This is a genomic window from bacterium SCSIO 12741 (assembly GCA_024398055.1).
GTDB lineage: Bacteria > Bacteroidota > Bacteroidia > Flavobacteriales_G > Salibacteraceae > SCSIO-12741.
In genome coordinates this window covers 4,462,570-4,479,744 of sequence record CP073749.1, presented here as the reverse complement: position 1 = coordinate 4,479,744, position 17,175 = coordinate 4,462,570, and the positions used below count along the sequence as shown (strand labels likewise).

Genomic DNA, 17,175 nt, shown 5'->3' with positions numbered 1-17,175 from the left:
AATGGCCTGCGCTGCTATATTTGTAGGATGCGCTGGCTCCTAATCATACTCTGTCTTTATTTCCCGTCTGTTTTACTTGCTCAAATTGAGTTTAAGCATCAATTGGGGCCCATTAGTAAGGCGGAGCAAAGTCGGTTTGCCGTGAGGCAAGCTGATCAAACGCAGGTTTATACTCAGCGGGGAAAGTTTGATGTAAGAGAGCAGAGTCTCTTTTTGCGGGTTGATCCTGCCGTCCACTATATCGAAGGTACGGTTCAAACGAAGGTGAAGGTAGTTGCCGAAGGACTCGATACCATTCAATTGGATTTGAGTAATGAACTGCAGGTGGACACTGTATTGGTTGCCAATCAGCTGATGGCCATTACCCATGAAAATGATGTTATCACCATTCCGCTGGACTCGGCCCTTCCATTAGATATGGAGCTGGACATCGTTATTCTCTACAAGGGGGAGCCGACTCGATCTACCCGCTCTTTCCAAACCGATACAACTGGGCAGGGAATTCCGGTTCTATGGACACTTTCTGAACCCTATGGAGCTAAGGATTGGTGGCCTTGTAAACAAGATCTTACCGACAAAATAGAGAAGCTTCAGATCTCCATCACCGCTCCATCAGCTTACAGTTCCGTTTCCAACGGATTGAAAAAACTCGTTGAGGACAAGGGGAACGGCTGGAGCAAAACGGTTTGGGAGCACAATTACCCCATAGTGAGTTACCTGGTTGCCATTACTGTGGCTCCCTATGCCTATTTTGAGGAGGATATTCCGGTAGGCGACAAGTCCTTACGTTTTGTCAATTACGTGTATCCTGAAGATTCTGCTGAAGCGGTAAATGATTTAGTAGACTTCGATCAAACCCTTCATTTGTTTGATTCTTTGTTTGGAACCTATCCTTTTATTGACGAGCATTATGGCCATGCCCAATTTAAGTGGGGTGGTGGTATGGAACACCAAACCATGAGTTTTATGTACCATTTCAAACACGGCTTGGTGGCCCATGAATTGGCGCATCAATGGTTTGGGGATCAAATTACTTGTGGGTCCTGGCAGGACCTGTGGTTAAACGAGGGATTTGCTACCTATTTGGAGGGCTTGACTTATGAGTTCAACATTCCTGTTCTTTGGAATGCCTGGAAGGAGGACAAAATAAGTTTGATTACAACCCACCCTGGGGGTTCCGTTCATGTGCCAGATACGAATAATTTAGGGCGTTTGTTCGATCCCAAGTGGACTTATGCCAAAGGTGCTTACTTGCTTCACATGCTTCGCTGGAAAATGGGAGACGAGGCCTTTTTTGAAGCCATTCGCAACTACCTCAACGATGAGTCTCTTAATTATGGATTTGCCCGGACCGAAGATTTGATACGTCACCTGAAAGAAGCCGGAGGACAGGGGATTGATGAATTTTTTAACGATTGGTTCTACCGTCAGGGCTGGCCCAGCTATACCATTGAGTGGTATCAGGACCGGCAATACAATCTCTATTTGATTTTGAACCAGGAGCAATCCTGGGTATGGGAAGGTACCTTTTTCGATATGGTGTTGCCTATCCATGTGGTAGGTGATAGAACAGATACCTTGTTGCGCCTCGATCATTCCTACGACAGGCAAGAGTACAAAATACCGCTGGAGGGGCCCGTAAGGGTTGTTTCCTTTGATCCTAAGAGGTGGATTCTATCGGCCGACAATGAGGTGATACATGTGGATTACAAGCATCAACCCGTAAGCTATAAAATTGCACCCAATCCTGTTCAAGATGACGTATTGACCGTGATTTACTCGGATGCTATTCTCCCATCCTTGCAGATTAGAATCTTTGATATGTCCGGAAGAATGGTCATGGAAAAGCAGGTCACCACGCAGCTTTCGGCTGAATCTTTTTCGCTTTCACTTGCCGGAATTGGCAAGGGGCAGTACTTGATAGAGATTAAGGACTTTTGGGAAGAAACGACCCTCAAGTTTCAGAAACAATAGCTAACTGTTCCAAATCTCCCAGCTTTTTTCAGCCTGGAGAACGAGCATTTCAAGCCCATTTTGAATGGTGGCACCTTGAGCTTCAGCTTGAGCTAAAAACAAAGATTTTTCGGGGTTGTAGACTAAATCGAAACAGAGATGGTCGGCTCCAATGACTTCGTACGGAATGGGTGGACATTCGTCTACATCAGGCCAGGTACCCAAAGGTGTAGCATTGATAATCAACTGAACATCGGCCACTCGCTGAGGCTTGAGGTTGTAGTAGTTGATTCTGGCCAATGGATCGCGACTAACGGACTTGTGTTTAATTTTCATTCGGTCCAGTACCCATTGCACCGATTTAGCCGCTCCGCCTGTTCCAAGGATCAAGGCAGTCTTAACTCGGTCGATACCTGGCATGTTTTGTAAGGATGTTTGAAAGCCATAGACATCCGTATTGTGGCCAATCCAAAACACGTTTTCTCCTTCGCGAACAATCTTAACGCAATTAACGGCTCCAACGGCACTGGCCTCTAGGGTGTGCCGATCCAAAAAGGTAACCATCTCTTCTTTGAAAGGTATAGTTACATTGAATCCCATTAATTCGGGATGTGCCTCAACGATAGGGGGGAGTTCCTCCAAATCATTGATTTCAAAATTGAGGTAGTCGTGATCCGTGAGATTTAGGCTCTCAAACTTATCCAGAAAGAAGTCCCGGGAAAAAGAGTGAGCTAAGGATTGCCCAATTAATCCAAACTGGGGCATTAGGCAGCCTCTTGATTTTCAGGAGCGAAACGATCCAAAATCATGATCAGTCCAAACCCAGCCAATGCCAATAAAATGGCAAAAAGAAGTTGAGGGTCACCGTTAAAAGCCTGTGGCAGCACGTTTTCTTCCACCATAGGAACTACCCGTTCGTTAGGTTCGCCCGGATGAAGGACAATCGATTCCAGGGTATGTTTCCAGGGCCACACCTTGTTGAGTGATCCAATTAGAAAACCGGTTAGAACGGCTACCGTGAAGTCATGGGCTTTTTTGAACAACCAGCTCAAAGCGCCACTAAAACCTAACAGACCTGTCAAGCATCCCGCTGCAAATACAGCGATGAGTGTAACACCGGATACCATTTCTCCGAACTGTCCATTTTTTAGGAATTGAATCAAATCGCTGACAGTGCCTAACACGGTGGTATAGGCGCCAAGCAGCAACAGGATAAAACTACCTGAGATTCCAGGCAAGATCATGGCCGTAATGGCGATAGAACCGCAGAAAAAGATGTAAATCAAGTTTTGGCTTTCTCCCGTTGGTGTGGCCAGGGTGATAAAGTAGGCGATCACCGTACCGGCTATCAGTCCTATTATATTAATAGGAGCTTTAAAGTTTCGTACCTGTTTTCCAACCAAAAAGACGGAGGCGATAATCAACCCGAAGAAAAAGGACCAAAGCAATACCGGTTGTTCGCGAAGCAAATACTTAATCACCGTGGCCAGCGAGGCAATACTGATCAATATTCCCAGAAAGAGTGCAACGATAAAGTTTCCGTTCAGTTCTTTCCAAAAGGATTTTAATCCCTCTTTTCTTAAAACCGTTATCAAGCGGGGACGAACTCCGCTAATGGTGCTCAAAAGTTCTTCGTAAATACCAGATATAAAAGCGATTGTTCCTCCAGATACTCCAGGAACTACGTCGGCTGCTCCCATGGCCATCCCTTTCAGGGTTAAGACCATGTAATCTTTAATGGATCGGTTGGACATAATTAGCGTTCAGCTACTTTTTCGGGGGCGTATTTATCCACCCAAGCTTCAATACCTCCAGTGAGGTTGATTAGGTTGTTAAATTGAAAGTTGCTTTCGAGAACATCGATCAGGGCTTCGGCACGTTTACCTGAATTGCAGTGCATTACCACCTCTTTATCCCGGCTAATTCGATCGACCTGATTCAGAATTTCTCCCATTGGAATAAGCTCACACCCTTCGATGTGGCACCAATCGTATTCATAACGCTCACGAATATCGATAAGCTGAAAATCCACCTTATCATCCATCCATTGCTTGAGTGTACTTACTTCAATTACTTTCATCCTGTATTAGTCCTGATGTTTTTCAACGATATTTTCCGGAAGGTAGGTGAAGAAGGTATCTCCACGAAGGCCCAAACGCAAGGTTTCCAAAGGAATAACCTCTTCCGGACCAATGTTACCCAAGTTTACGTTAGCACCCAACAACTTGATAAACCAAACCTGCTGCGGTTTTTTCGGTGCTTCCCAAAGAATATCATCTTGATTGACTTGAGCTAAAATCTTGTTTACCAATACGGTATGAGCTGTTCCATTGGGCCTGTAAATACCTACATTACCCGATTCCCGAGCTTCTGCGATCACTTTCCAGGAACCAGCTTCAAGCTCATTGGTCATCATACTAATCCATTTTCCAGGACTGATGAAAATTCCTTCTTCTTTACTACCCACTTCGCTCAGGGTAAGAAAGTCCTTAGCCATATCGCGGATAAGCTCACATTTTAGGTCATGTGCAATGGAGATGGAACCATCAGATACCTCACAAGCTCGAATGTCTAAGTCGTTCAACAAACGCTTGTAGTCATCCAACTTATCGCGAACCAAGAAAGCTTCAAACAAGGTTCCACCTAAGTAAACTTTGATATCCGCTTCGTGATACAGTTTGATTTTTTCCTTGAGCCTATTGGTGAGGTAGGAGGTACCAAATCCCAATTTTACAAAATCGGTAAGGTGTCCTGATTTCTCTATGAAATTTTCGGCCTCGCGAATGCTCAGCCCTTTATCCATCATCATGGTTATTCCCTTGTCCCTGGGCTTAGTGGCACGTTCGGGAATAAATGGTAACTCAAAATTCATTGCTAAAAATTTTCGAAAAACTCCTGTACTTCTAAAAGGTTTTGAAGTTCTGAGCAGTAGTCAAAAACCTGAATAAAAGCCTGGGGGTTCTCCATTCCGGCGGTGTTCCAATGATCGAAGGCCTTACTTTTCATTCCCATCAAATAGCAGTATGTTCCAGCCCTATAGGCCAATTCAACTTTATTTCCGGTAAGTGTAATGCCACTTTCAATCACAAACAGTGCCTCTTCTTTCTCGTCGTGTTCAAACAGCAGGGCCGAATAATCGAGGTAAACCTCCCAGTTATCCGAATCTGCTTGAATAACTTTTTTATAGGCTTTTCTGGATTCCTCGACAAATCCCAGACCCTGACAAACCTCGGCAAAAATATAGTTTGCCTGCGGATTAGAGGAGTCTAATTTGCAGGCTTTTTCACTATAGTTAAGTGCATTCTCTAAATTGTTCAAATCCAGATAGATATTCGCTGCACCTATCCAGGCTTCCAGGTATGATTCGTCGTGATCCAGTGTTTTTTGGTAGTAGTCAAGTGCATTTTGGCTATCCTCGAGGTTTTCATAACACTCGGCCATATTGCAATAGGTGGGGGCAGAAGGCCCCTCCAATTCAAGGGTTCGGCTGTAGCATTCGATGGCTTCCGTATAGCGGTCCAATTTGCTCAGCAACGTTCCTTTGTTGTACCACCCGGAAGAAAACTCGTCGTAACTCAATACAGAATAATCATAGGAGACCAAAGCTTCTTCTAATTGATCATTGGCGGTGTACAAGTTTCCCAGGTTAAACCAAATGTGGTGGTTGTATGGGTTTTGTTCCACAAACTGCTGAAAGAAGGAAATTCCTTCCTGAATACGGTCTAAGCTCTCAAAACACAAGGAAAGTTCGTAGAGCCCTTCGATGTTCTCCGGCTCTTCTTTAAGAAGGGTTTTGAGCCAGAATAAACTTTGAGCCGGCATATCCAAAATCTGGCATTCAGAAGACATCTGCAACAACACATCGCTACGGGCGTCATCCATTTTACTCAAGGCTTGTTTGTATGCGGCCAAGGCCTTAACATGTTGCCCAAACCGGCTGTAAACCGATCCCTGCATCATGTTTAATTCAGGATCAAAAGGGTAGGAGGTTTCCAGTTTTTTAAGAAGGGCTATGGCTTGGGCAGGCTTTTTATTTTCAGCGAGTACTTCGGCTTCTTTAAGCATCAGTTCCAAGTTCATCGGATGCTGATTTTGAGCGAAGGTGAGCGCCTTTACGGCTTTGTCCAATTTGAGTGAAGAAAGGTAGTGTTCGATGATGCCTTCCCATTCGTTAACGTCGAAGTAGTAATAGGCCGCATCGGCGAACATATCTTCCAATTTGATCAGGCGGTCATCGTTGTTTCTTTCGTCAAAAGAGGGGTCGAAATCTTCCTTCATATACTAAGACTCGAATAGGGGTACAAACAAATGTAGAAATTTTGAATCCTGGTACATTGTGGGCATTTATAAGTTGTTAAAAAGAAATTAACAGCGTGTTTTCTCCCGGAATAACTGATGGTAGTGCCGTTTTTCGGCCTCAATAAATGTGCTAATTTCGCGACATGATTGGCTCCATGCTCAAAGGCTTACCGGCCCCTTTAACGGGTGAAAAATGCGTTCGCAAAGAACCATGCCGGGTATGTGGTTCTCAGGAAGGAATTAAAATTGGTGAAGTTGATTATTGGGATATTCAATCTTCGGATTTGGTAAAGTGTCCCAACTGCCAGCACACCCAATTGGATCCCATGCTTAATGAAGAAGAAACGGCTCGCGGCTGTTTGGCTTACTACATAGAAGAGGGCCTTCGCTCAGGGCAACAAGAAATGCAGCGCAACGCGGTTCGCAATTTTCGTCGGGGTGTTCTTTTCGCCCGTGGATTGCAGAAGCGGGGCGAGCAGCCTCAACAGATTTTGGAGCTAGGTCCTGGATCGGGGTACTTTAGTCAGGGGATCCAATTTGTATTTCCTGAGGCACAGGTAACCGTTATGGATGTGAATCAGGAAGTGTTGGATTTCAATAAGAGCCATCATGGATATGCCACTGTTCAGGGAATACCCGATAGGCATGTGGTTGAATTGGACAATCGATTCGACCTGGTTATCGCCCGAGATATTTTAGAGCACGTTACCGATGTGCGACTGGTGGTGCAGCAGGTGAAAAAGTACCTGAAGAAGGGTGGACTCTTCCATTTTATTACCCCCAATGGCCAGGAGGATGTTTGGAAGCATTATTTGCGATACAAAAACCATCACGAGCCTTCCGAATTGCTCATTAACCACGTGAACTATTTTGATGGTAAAGGCCTAAAGGAATTATTGAAACAGGAAGGACTTAATCCTGTCGAGTACTATACCTATAAGATCAAAACCTCATTGAAGGGAAAGGGACGGAAAAACAAACCTAAACTGGTTGCCGATTCTTCCAAACGCCGGGCGGCAGGTGATTACATTGGTCGTGAAAAAGAACTTCAGGCAGAATCTTGGGATAAGCAATCCATCCTAAACGAGTGGTACATCAATCCCCAAAACAAAGGACTTGCTTATGCTTACAGTTCCTTTCAGCACGGGGTGTTGTTTAAGATTAATCCCGAGTATAATGTCGGTCACGAATTCTACGGTATTTTTAGAAAAGAATCCAGCAAATAGCCCCTTGTTTTTCTCACCGATAAGCTGTTAAAAAACTGGCTCAAATAATCCTATAGCCAGCTATTGGACACGTGAGATAAATTTATATTTGTTCGCTTGTTTTGCCCCATTAGGCAGTAAAGAAAACAGATGACACTGATAAAATCAATTTCAGGAATTCGCGGCACCATCGGGGGTGCACCAGGCGAAGGATTGACCCCTCCCGATATTGTAAAATTTGCTTCTGCGTTTGGTACCTGGGTTAAGGATAGAAATGCCGATAAGCGACTGAAGATCATCATAGGACGTGACGCCCGGATTTCCGGAAATATGGTTAGCCGATTGGTTACCGGATCTCTTCAGGGATTGGGCATAGACGTAGTAGACCTTGGACTAACCACCACGCCAACTGTAGAAGTGGCAGTGGAGATGGAAAATGCCGATGCCGGAATCATTCTTACGGCAAGTCATAATCCGAAGCAATGGAATGCGCTAAAACTTTTGAACGAAAAAGGTGAATTCATCAGTGCTAAGGATGGTGCAGAGGTTTTAGCCATTGCTGAAAAAGAAGACTATCAATTTGCTGATGTAAAAGACATCGGTTCTTATACCCAGGATGACTCTTACCTGGAAAAACATATTGAAAGTATTTTGGCTCTACCCTTGGTAGATGTTGAAGCTATTCGCAAAAAGAATTTCCGCATTGTAGTTGATGCTGTGAATTCAACCGGTGGAATATATGTTCCGGCTATGCTTAAGGCCTTAGGCGTTACAGAGGTTCATGAGCTGCATTGCGAACCTACAGGACACTTTGCTCATAATCCAGAGCCGCTTCCCGAAAACCTAACGGAGATTTCTTCCATGGTGACGAAGTATGATGCCCACTTGGGTATTGTCGTGGACCCAGATGTTGATCGTCTCGCCTTGGTTTGCGAAGACGGTGAAATGTTTGGAGAGGAATACACCCTGGTTGCTGTTGCGGATTACATTTTGGGACATACTCCCGGAAATACCGTTTCCAACCTATCATCCACTCGTGCTTTGAGAGACATTACCACCAAACACGGTCAGAGCTATGAAGCTTCAGCTGTGGGTGAAGTAAATGTAGTGGAGAAGATGAAGTCCATCGACGCGGTAATTGGTGGAGAAGGGAATGGCGGAATCATTTACCCGGAATTGCACTACGGTCGTGATGCTTTGGTTGGAATCGCTTTGTTCCTTACCCATTTGGCCAAGTCCAATAAAACGGCTTCAATTCTAAAAGCGACTTACCCGAACTACCATATTTCCAAAAACAAAATCGAGCTCACTCCAGAGATTGATGTAGATCGGGTATTGGTAGAGATTGAGAAGAAGTATAAAAAGTACCCTGTTAACAAGATTGACGGCGTAAAAATTGACTTCGACAACGAGTGGGTACATTTGAGAAAATCAAATACAGAACCCATCATTCGGATTTACACAGAAAGTGAAAACCTGAATACGGCCAACAACCTGGCTAATAAAATTATTAGTGATATTAAGGAGATTATTAAATGAAAATCAAGCACGTATACCTCGATAATGCAGCCACCACGCCCATTGATCCACTCGTAGTAGAGGAAATGATTCCGGTATTGCAGGAGGGCTTTGGCAATCCTTCGTCAACGCATTCCTTTGGCCGTAAAATCAAAGCTAAGATTGAGGTAGCGCGCCGTCAGATTGCGGCCATGCTTCACGTAACACCTGGAGAGATTATTTTTACTTCTGGGGAACAGAAGCCGATAACATGGCCATTCGTAATTCACTAAAACACCTCGGAGTAAAGCACGCCATTACCTCTGAAATTGAGCACCACGCGGTGTTGGATACCATGGAGGAAGCGGCCGAACTGGAAGGGATTAAGTTGAGCAAGGTTCGCTTGGATGAAAATGGGTACGTTGACCTGAATCACCTGGAAGAACTTCTGGCCAACAACGAGAAGTCTTTTGTTTCGCTGATGCATGCGAACAATGAAATTGGAAACCTGCTTCCAATTAAGAAAGTAGGGGAGTTGTGCAAAAAATACGACGCCATCTTCCATTCCGATACGGTTCAAACCATGGGGCACTATGCCTTCGATTTTAGTAACCTCAATGTACATTTTGCTACTTGTGCCGCTCATAAGTTTCACGGTCCAAAAGGTGTTGGCTTCTTATATGTAAATAAGAGCCTACACATTCCTTCATTGATTACCGGTGGTGGTCAGGAAAGAGGTTTGAGAGCGGGAACGGAAAACGTATACGGTATTGTAGGTTTGGCTAAAGCTCTGCAATTGGCCAATGATCATGTGGATGATCACATCGAGCATGTTAAAGGCTTGAAAATGTATATGATTGAGCAACTGGAGGAGAAGATTGAAGGCATTGCTTTTAATGGTGATCCTAAAGGAAGTTCCTTGTATACGGTATTGAATGTTTCCTTGCCACCCATGGATAAAGGGGAATGTTGCTGTTTAATCTGGATATTATGGGAATTGCTGCTTCTGGTGGTAGTGCCTGTTCCAGTGGTGCGGCTAAAGGTTCTCACGTATTAGAAGGTATTGGTTCAGATGGTATGCGACCAGCTGTACGGTTTTCATTTTCCCGGTTTACTACCCGCGAAGAAATTGATTATGCCGTGGAGAAGCTGGCTGATTTTTATGCCTAATCTCACCAAGTGCTTTTTAACTCCTACGAATTCATTTTTGTTTTCCTTCCCATTGCGGTAGGAGTCTATTTTATTCTCGGTCGATTATCGGCCTCTTTTTCCAAAGCTTGGTTGGTGTTGGCCTCCTTGGGCTTTTATGCCTGGTGGAAGCCTGACTTTCTCATCGTTCTGCTGTTTTCCCTGTTCTTTAATTATGCTTTGGGGCGGCAATTGGTGATTAAGCGATCCAAACCATTGCTCATTCTTGGTATCGTCGTTAACCTGGCTTTGTTGGGTGTTTTTAAGTACACTGATTTTGTACTTACCAATATCAATTTTCTGAATCTATTGCCGGAGCCTTTACCACTCACGCATTGGATTCTGCCCCTGGCTATCAGCTTCTTTACCTTTCAGCAAATTGCCTATTTGGTGGATTCATACAAAAGGGTAACACGGGAATCATCCTTTCTCAATTATGCCCTTTTTGTCACCTTTTTCCCTCAACTCATCGCAGGCCCCATCGTCCATCATTTGGAGATGATGCCTCAATTTGCCCAGTCATGGGTTAATCGCATTCGTTGGGACAACATTGCTAAGGGGAGTTATATCTTCTCTATTGGTTTGGCCAAGAAAGTTTTGATTGCCGACAATTTTGCCCGGCTCGCCACAGTGGGTTTCGATCAACTGCCCGTGTTGAGTTTTGAGGATGCCTGGGTAAGCAGCCTTTCCTACACCTTGCAGCTCTACTTTGATTTTAGTGGTTATACGGACATGGCCATTGGTCTTGCCTGGATGTTTAACATTAAACTTCCCTTCAATTTCAATTCACCTTACCGGGCGGTTGATATTCAGGATTTCTGGAAACGCTGGCACATGACTCTGAGCCGCTTTCTTAGAGATTACCTATACATTCCCATGGGAGGGAATCGCTCCGGAGAAGGGAAGACCTACCGCAACCTGTTTCTCACTTTTTTGTTAGGTGGTATTTGGCATGGCGCAGGGTGGACCTTTGTCATTTGGGGTGTTCTGCATGGAATTGCAACAGTGATTCATCGACTTTGGACAAAGGTGGGCGTTCGGCTTCCTAACCCAATAGCCTGGCTGATCACCTTTTTGTTTGTTCATATAGCTTGGGTCTTTTTCCGAGCTACGAGCGTTGATGATGCCTTGAAGGTATTTAAGGGAATGCTTGGACAAACGGGAATGGGTTTTTCCTGGCAGCTATCTCATGTCAATGCTTTTCCCATTGATCCGGGTTTATGTATTGTTTTGGCGCTTGCCTTTATCTGGCTTGTGCCCAACACCAATAAGCTGGCCGAGTCATTCCGTCCTACCTGGTATCGTTTGGCTTTTCAAGTGGCCACGTTTTCAGCGGTGATCATGAGTTTAAATGAAATTTCAGAATTTATTTATTTCGGATTTTGAAGCGCTCTCTGATATACCTGATCCTCTTTCTCGTTTCCTTTTTGGGAATCGGCTACAGTGTGTTTCAATACAACTGGAAGGTAGATCCTTATCGATTTGCTTCGAAAGCCTCCACTGAATCTGATCGTTTTTACAAACCAGATTACCACCGATATACCCGTTCCTTGAAGCCCTTGCAATGGAGTATAAAGTCCGAAAAAAGAGTGTTTCTGGGGACTTCCAGAATGGAGTATCTGGCTCCGGATATTTCGGCATTTAGCGGTGAAACAAATCCTGGTTTCAATCTGGCCTTAACAAGCGGCAGTACCTATGAAATGCACAAGGTGCTTCAGTTCGCTTTAAACAACGAAGACCTGGAAGAGGTGTGGTTTGGCCTGGATTTCTACTCCTTTAGTAATCTGTCAGAAGAGAAAGACTCCCTCTTGGATTTAGAACTTCTGGAAGGAAGGAAATGGGCGAAGTTTGAAGTCATTAAGAAATACCTATCCTTTCAAGGACTCAAAGATTCTGAAGCTTGCCTGCACTATAATACCACTCGTGGCGATTCACTGGGGCTTGATATTCAATATCAATACAACAACCGAGGTTCACGAACCGGAGGGTGGAGAGAGTTAACGTTAAGCAAACGCGGCAATGGCTGGTTGAAAGAAGTCATGGATATTTCCAGAAATCAGTATAAAGGATTGTACAACCGGGACACTTTGGAGATGAGCAGTGCCAACTTAAAGTGGTACAAGAAAACGGTGCAATCCTTGGAGGAAGAGAACGTTAGCTTTTATCCATTTGTGAATCCACTTTCAGCCGGGCATTTTAAAGAGTTGCTGATTTCTGATGGTTTCGATGATTACAAGCAATGGCTTGACTCGCTGGCCTATACGGGTGGGATGTATTATTTTGGAGGGGTGAATAAATGGACCTCTGATTCAAGTTTGTATTGGGATTCTCACCATGCCCGAAAGGAAATGTTCCCCATACTAAAACAGCGAATGGAAACCCGCCAAAAAGAATTAAGACCTGATATCTTTGGCGTTTGGATCGACGAACAGAATGTGGAGGAGTTAAAGGCAGAACTTGATAAACTCAGAATGATCTATGATAAGTAGTAGTTGGGCTGATAAATGGAACCTGAAACCCTTGACCGCTTTGTTAATTCTGGCGACCATACCGAGGCTGGTTTCTATGTTGTTTTCTCAAGGGTACGGCATGCATGATGATCACTTTCTGATCATTGAAGCTGCCCAAAGTTGGTTAGATGGAAAGGATTACAACGCCTGGCTTCCTCAAAACAGACCCGATGCCACACCTACAGGTCACTCCTGGTTTTATGTAGGGCTTCATTACTACTTCTTCATGTTTTTGGAATCCATAGGCATTACCGCCCCAGCGGCTAAAATGTTTCTGGTTAGAATTATTCATGGATTCTATTCCTTACTGCTCATTCCTCCTTTCTACCGTTTGGTGAAAAAATACGGTGGCGAAGAACGTGCTTGGAATGCGACTTTGATCATGGCCCTGTTGTGGTTTTTACCCATTTTGAGCGTTCGGAACTTGGTGGAGTTGGTTTGTGTGCCGCCGTTGATGTGGGCGTTTTGGCTGCTACTCAAGGAAGATAAGCAACCCCTAAAGCATGTGATTTTTGCCGGATTTCTGGTCGGTGTTGCCATGGCATTGCGCTTTCAGATTATTCTGTATGCAGGAGGTATTGGCTTAGTATTGCTGTTTCAAAAGAAGATTGGCAAGGCCGTTCTGTTTGGAATAGCTCTGTTAGTGGCTTTATTCTTTACCCAAATTGGTGACCTCTTTTTGTGGGGAAGGCCTTTTGCTGAGATTACGGAGTACATCATGTACAATTTCAGGAACTCAGAGACCTATTTTAACCGGCCATGGTACATGTACTTTGGAACTCTGGCAGGTCTGCTGCTGCCACCTTTAAGTGTGGCTTTGATGTTTGGTTACGGACGAATGGTTAGAAAATACGTGATGCTGGCCGTTCCGAGTTTAATCTTTTTTGCCTTTCACAGCTACTTTCCCAATAAGCAAGAGCGGTTTATTGTTCCATTTATTCCCTTCTTGATTCTTTTGGGATACCTGGGGTGGACGGAATGGATTGAATCGCCAGGAAGAAAAGAGATTTGGAAAAAGGTACACAAGTTTTCCTGGACCATGTTTTGGGTGCTCAACGGTATTCTGTTGTTAGCTGTTACCCCTGCCAGTACCAAGAAAAGTAGGGTAGAGGTAATGACGATTTTAGGCGAACAACCCAATTTCAACGGTGCCATTGTAGAGCGCTCCATCGAATACAGCACCTTTCTATTGCCCGTATTCTATGCACATGACACTTCCTGGAATAGCGTATTCTACATCACCAAATCCAACTACGACGAAGAGGCTGCCATCATTTTGAATCGCCCAATAGATCAACGAGCCAAGTACCTGGTCATGTTCGAACCCGATGAATTAGATAGTCGATTGGTGCGTTTCGAGCAAACCTTTAGTGCGAAGCTTACCCCAATTGCCGAAGTAGAATCCAGCTATTTGGATCGATTGCTACATTGGCTCAATCCGAACAACGACAACGAAAAAGGATTCATTTACAAAATTGAATACCAACGATGAGAATGACCTTTTTAGGCACCGGAACCTCTCAAGGTATTCCGGTAATAGGGAGCACTCATCCGGTTTGTCTCAGTGACGATCCCAAAGATACCCGCCTAAGGAGTTCCGTATGGATTGAGGTAGATGGCCGCTCTTGGGTAATTGACACCGGACCCGATTTTCGGCAGCAAATGCTGACCCATAAGGTTCCTAAGCTGGATGCTATTTTATTTACCCATGAGCACCGGGATCATACGGCTGGTTTTGATGATGTGAGGCCATACAATTTCATGCAGAAGAGACCGATGGAGATCTATGCTCAGCCCAGGGTCTGTGAAGCCTTGAAACGAGATTTTGCCTATGTATTTGCCGCGAATCGTTATCCAGGTGCACCCAGTGCAAACTTGCATGAGTTGGACGGGTCTCCCTTTCAGTTAGACGGAATAGAGGTGACGCCTATTGAGGTGATGCACATGAATTTACCTGTGTTGGGCTATCGTATTGGTGATTTGACCTACATCACCGATGCAAAAACCATTACATCAGAGGAGAAGGAAAAAATCAAAGGGAGCAAAGTATTGGTTTTGAACTCCTTGAGAATTGAGGAGCATTATTCCCATTTGAACCTGGAAGAGGCATTGGCTTTGGTGGAGGAGTTAAAACCAGAGCGTGCCTACTTTACCCACATATCGCATTTGCTTGGTTTTCACCGGGAGGTGTCGGCTGAGTTGCCTGAAAACGTATATTTAGCCTACGATGGCTTAACTGTAACTATTTGATCATGAAATCATTTTATTCATTTGCAATCTTTGTTCTGGTAGGTTTCTACGCTGTTGCTCAACAGCATGACACCCTTCATTTTGCGGATCAGAACGAATTGTCTGATCAAACCATCTCTTACGCTTTACAAGACAGTGCCTATGCAGATTCCACACTTACTGTGACTGCTTGGAACTACTACCGCTACCCACTCACTTTTAACGCTACAGCCCAGGTGACCTTGGGATCGGATGGAAAGGGAAATCAGGATGTGGTATTTGGTCCGGATCATAATTTGTTTCACTCTGGGCTATTACTGGTCGAGTCCAAGCGTCACATTCTACGAGCAGTATACTTGGATGGCCAAGGAACCTATTCCAATAACTACTACCAGTCTACCCAAAACCTTAGTGAGCAAGCGCTGAGAGATGAATTGGCCAGAATTGTTTCAAACGGCTATGTAAGTTTGGGTTACACTACGGCACGTGATCGTATGTATGGTCAAATTGATAACCACAACGGCGATATAGAATGTGTGTACACGGGAACTAAAGCGACCTTTAATACAAGAGCTGGGGCTAACTCCAATGGTTTCAATTGTGAGCACACCTATCCTCAAGGGTTCTTCAATAAATCAGAACCAGAACGCTCGGATATCCATCATTTGTTTCCAACTACCGTTACTTCCAACTCCCGAAGAGGTAACGATCCCTTTGCCCGGGTAACGGGAACTCCAACCTGGCAACAGGGTGGATCAAAATCCGGAGGTGGGAAATTTGAACCTCGCGATGTACACAAAGGGGCCTGCTCGAGAGCAATGATGTATTTCGTACTTCGCTATAAAGACTATAAAGATGGTGGAGGACAGTACTTTTTCGAACATCAGGAAAATACCCTAAGAGGCTGGCACCACCAATATGCACCCACTGCTGCGGAAAAGCAACGTAACGACGATATTTTTAGCTACCAAAAGAACAGAAATCCGTTTGTAGATTATCCACAATTCGCTGATCGCATTTCAAGGTTGGTTAATGGCACTTCAGGTGAATCACAGAACCCAGGAATGAAGGTGAGTCAAACTTTTACCAATCACGTTTATTCGGATAGCATTTCCCGATACAGCTATCAGTTCCTGTGGTATAACTACGGTAACAAACCGATTAAGATAGAGTCCATTGAGTTGGCTGTCGGCCTTCGAATGGATATGGATACATCTGAGCACTGGACCCGAGAAATTCAACCTGGAGAGTACAGCTACCTGGAAGTTCATGCCACTGGTGATCTGAATGGCTGGGTGGATTATGACGATTCCCTTATCGTTAAGTTTGATTTGTTTGGACACGAGAGAGAGGCTATTCGTATCAAAGGCCGCTGGAACAACGGTTCTGGTGGAGGATCTGGACCTGATGGTATAAAAGAGGAATCTTTGGTTAATGGTTGGTCCATTTACCCAAATCCGGTAGGAGCTGAGCTTTTTGTAAATTTTGAAACGATGCCCACCGAGGATCTCAACTACAGGGTAGTGAGTTTAAATGGTCAGGAGATTCTTACAGGCACTATTCAATCCAAAGAGTTCATTGACGTTAGTACTTTGGATGCTGGCTGGTATTTGCTCAAGATAGAGGATATGAATGGAGAAGTTGGTACACAGAAGTTTTCCAAACTTCCTTAATCACGTACCCACCAAATAAGGGTGTACCCCTTGTAATAGCCCCCTTTTAAGATCAGAGTAGAAGAGTTGAACAGAACGATAGGGTAGTTCACATTGCCTACTGTTAGCGTGGCTGTGGTATCGTTGTAGCTGTAGGTCAACTCATCGTCAAAAAAGAAGAAGCTCTCGTTTTGATGACTCACTGCGATGTTGGTGTCAGCCACCGAGTAGGACTCTGGAATAATTTGGGTATCCACTTTTTTGTTTTGAAACACACTTAAGTTGGGATCCAGAAACAATTCTTCATACCATTCTACACGCTCCAGTTTCCAATCTCCTTTTAAGTCTTCCGCATTGGGAGCTACAACAGTGACCTCATCCAAAGCAGTGGCACTTTTGTTGGAATTTCGGCTAAAGGATTGCAAAGACACCGTATAGGTCCCAGGGCTATGGTAGCGGTGATAAGTGGTTTCAATATTAACCAGGCTTGCTCCGTCGCCGGGCTTCAATATGTTTTCATGGCCATATTTGGAGCAGTCGGTAAACTCTACTTGAGCACCCAATGAAACCCGCTGATTCGAAATAGAAATGCAGGGTTTGGGTTGCCGGTTACAGGCGGTTAATACAAGCAGGCTAGCTATC

14 protein-coding genes and 1 pseudogene are annotated in these 17,175 nt (G+C 44.5%); 9 read left to right on the top strand and 6 right to left on the bottom strand.

Going from position 1 to position 17,175, the window contains the following annotated elements; all coding sequences use genetic code 11:
• Positions 1-27 precede the first annotated feature (27 nt).
• Complete coding sequence (locus tag KFE98_19065) at positions 28-1,974, top strand: T9SS type A sorting domain-containing protein (protein ID UTW62085.1); 1,947 nt, start codon at positions 28-30, stop codon at positions 1,972-1,974.
• Here KFE98_19065 and KFE98_19060 read toward each other — a convergent pair whose 3' ends face one another.
• From KFE98_19060 to KFE98_19040, 5 genes are read right to left on the bottom strand one after another with little or no spacing between them, the layout of a single operon-like run.
• Positions 1,975-2,718 (bottom strand): shikimate dehydrogenase, encoded by a 744-nt coding sequence (locus tag KFE98_19060; GenBank protein ID UTW62084.1) that lies wholly within the window; start codon positions 2,716-2,718, stop codon positions 1,975-1,977.
• Complete coding sequence (locus KFE98_19055) at positions 2,718-3,707, bottom strand: DUF368 domain-containing protein (GenBank protein ID UTW62083.1); 990 nt, start codon at positions 3,705-3,707, stop codon at positions 2,718-2,720. Before KFE98_19055 ends, KFE98_19060 begins: the two co-directional genes overlap by 1 nt.
• A gap of 2 nt (positions 3,708-3,709) precedes the next feature.
• On the bottom strand, positions 3,710-4,033 hold the full coding sequence (locus KFE98_19050; GenBank protein ID UTW62082.1) for a rhodanese-like domain-containing protein: 324 nt from the start codon (positions 4,031-4,033) through the stop codon (positions 3,710-3,712).
• Between the two features lie 6 nt (positions 4,034-4,039).
• Positions 4,040-4,825: a phosphosulfolactate synthase gene (locus KFE98_19045; GenBank protein ID UTW62081.1), complete on the bottom strand. Its 786-nt coding sequence runs from the start codon at positions 4,823-4,825 to the stop codon at positions 4,040-4,042.
• Positions 4,826-4,827: 2 nt separating this feature from the next.
• Complete coding sequence (locus KFE98_19040; protein UTW62080.1) at positions 4,828-6,231, bottom strand: tetratricopeptide repeat protein; 1,404 nt, start codon at positions 6,229-6,231, stop codon at positions 4,828-4,830.
• A 164-nt stretch (positions 6,232-6,395) separates the two neighbouring features.
• Between KFE98_19040 and KFE98_19035 the strand changes: the two genes are divergently transcribed.
• The 8 genes and pseudogenes from KFE98_19035 to KFE98_19000 all read left to right on the top strand — a co-directional run bounded on the left by KFE98_19035 (position 6,396) and on the right by KFE98_19000 (position 16,554).
• The gene (locus KFE98_19035) at positions 6,396-7,478 is read left to right on the top strand and encodes a class I SAM-dependent methyltransferase (protein ID UTW62079.1); all 1,083 of its coding nucleotides are present in this window, start codon (positions 6,396-6,398) and stop codon (positions 7,476-7,478) included.
• A 129-nt stretch (positions 7,479-7,607) separates the two neighbouring features.
• On the top strand, positions 7,608-8,996 hold the full coding sequence (gene glmM / locus KFE98_19030; protein UTW62078.1) for a phosphoglucosamine mutase: 1,389 nt from the start codon (positions 7,608-7,610) through the stop codon (positions 8,994-8,996).
• A pseudogene (locus tag KFE98_19025) lies at positions 8,993-10,124 on the top strand (cysteine desulfurase). The gene glmM and the pseudogene KFE98_19025 overlap by 4 nt, the downstream one beginning before the upstream one ends.
• Before the next feature lie 9 nt (positions 10,125-10,133).
• On the top strand, positions 10,134-11,528 hold the full coding sequence (locus KFE98_19020; protein UTW62077.1) for an MBOAT family protein: 1,395 nt from the start codon (positions 10,134-10,136) through the stop codon (positions 11,526-11,528).
• On the top strand, positions 11,525-12,631 hold the full coding sequence (locus tag KFE98_19015; GenBank protein ID UTW62076.1) for a hypothetical protein: 1,107 nt from the start codon (positions 11,525-11,527) through the stop codon (positions 12,629-12,631). Before KFE98_19020 ends, KFE98_19015 begins: the two co-directional genes overlap by 4 nt.
• Positions 12,621-14,144, top strand: a complete 1,524-nt coding sequence (locus KFE98_19010) for a glycosyltransferase family 39 protein (protein UTW62075.1) — start codon at positions 12,621-12,623, stop codon at positions 14,142-14,144. Before KFE98_19015 ends, KFE98_19010 begins: the two co-directional genes overlap by 11 nt.
• A complete protein-coding gene (locus tag KFE98_19005) occupies positions 14,141-14,902 on the top strand; it encodes an MBL fold metallo-hydrolase (protein UTW62074.1) in 762 nt (253 codons plus the stop codon). The genes KFE98_19010 and KFE98_19005 overlap by 4 nt, the downstream gene beginning before the upstream one ends.
• A gap of 2 nt (positions 14,903-14,904) precedes the next feature.
• Positions 14,905-16,554: an endonuclease gene (locus tag KFE98_19000; GenBank protein ID UTW62073.1), complete on the top strand. Its 1,650-nt coding sequence runs from the start codon at positions 14,905-14,907 to the stop codon at positions 16,552-16,554.
• Here KFE98_19000 and KFE98_18995 read toward each other — a convergent pair.
• Complete coding sequence (locus KFE98_18995) at positions 16,551-17,096, bottom strand: hypothetical protein (protein UTW62072.1); 546 nt, start codon at positions 17,094-17,096, stop codon at positions 16,551-16,553. The two genes, KFE98_19000 and KFE98_18995, sit on opposite strands and share 4 nt — an antisense overlap.
• Positions 17,097-17,175: the final 79 nt, after the last annotated feature.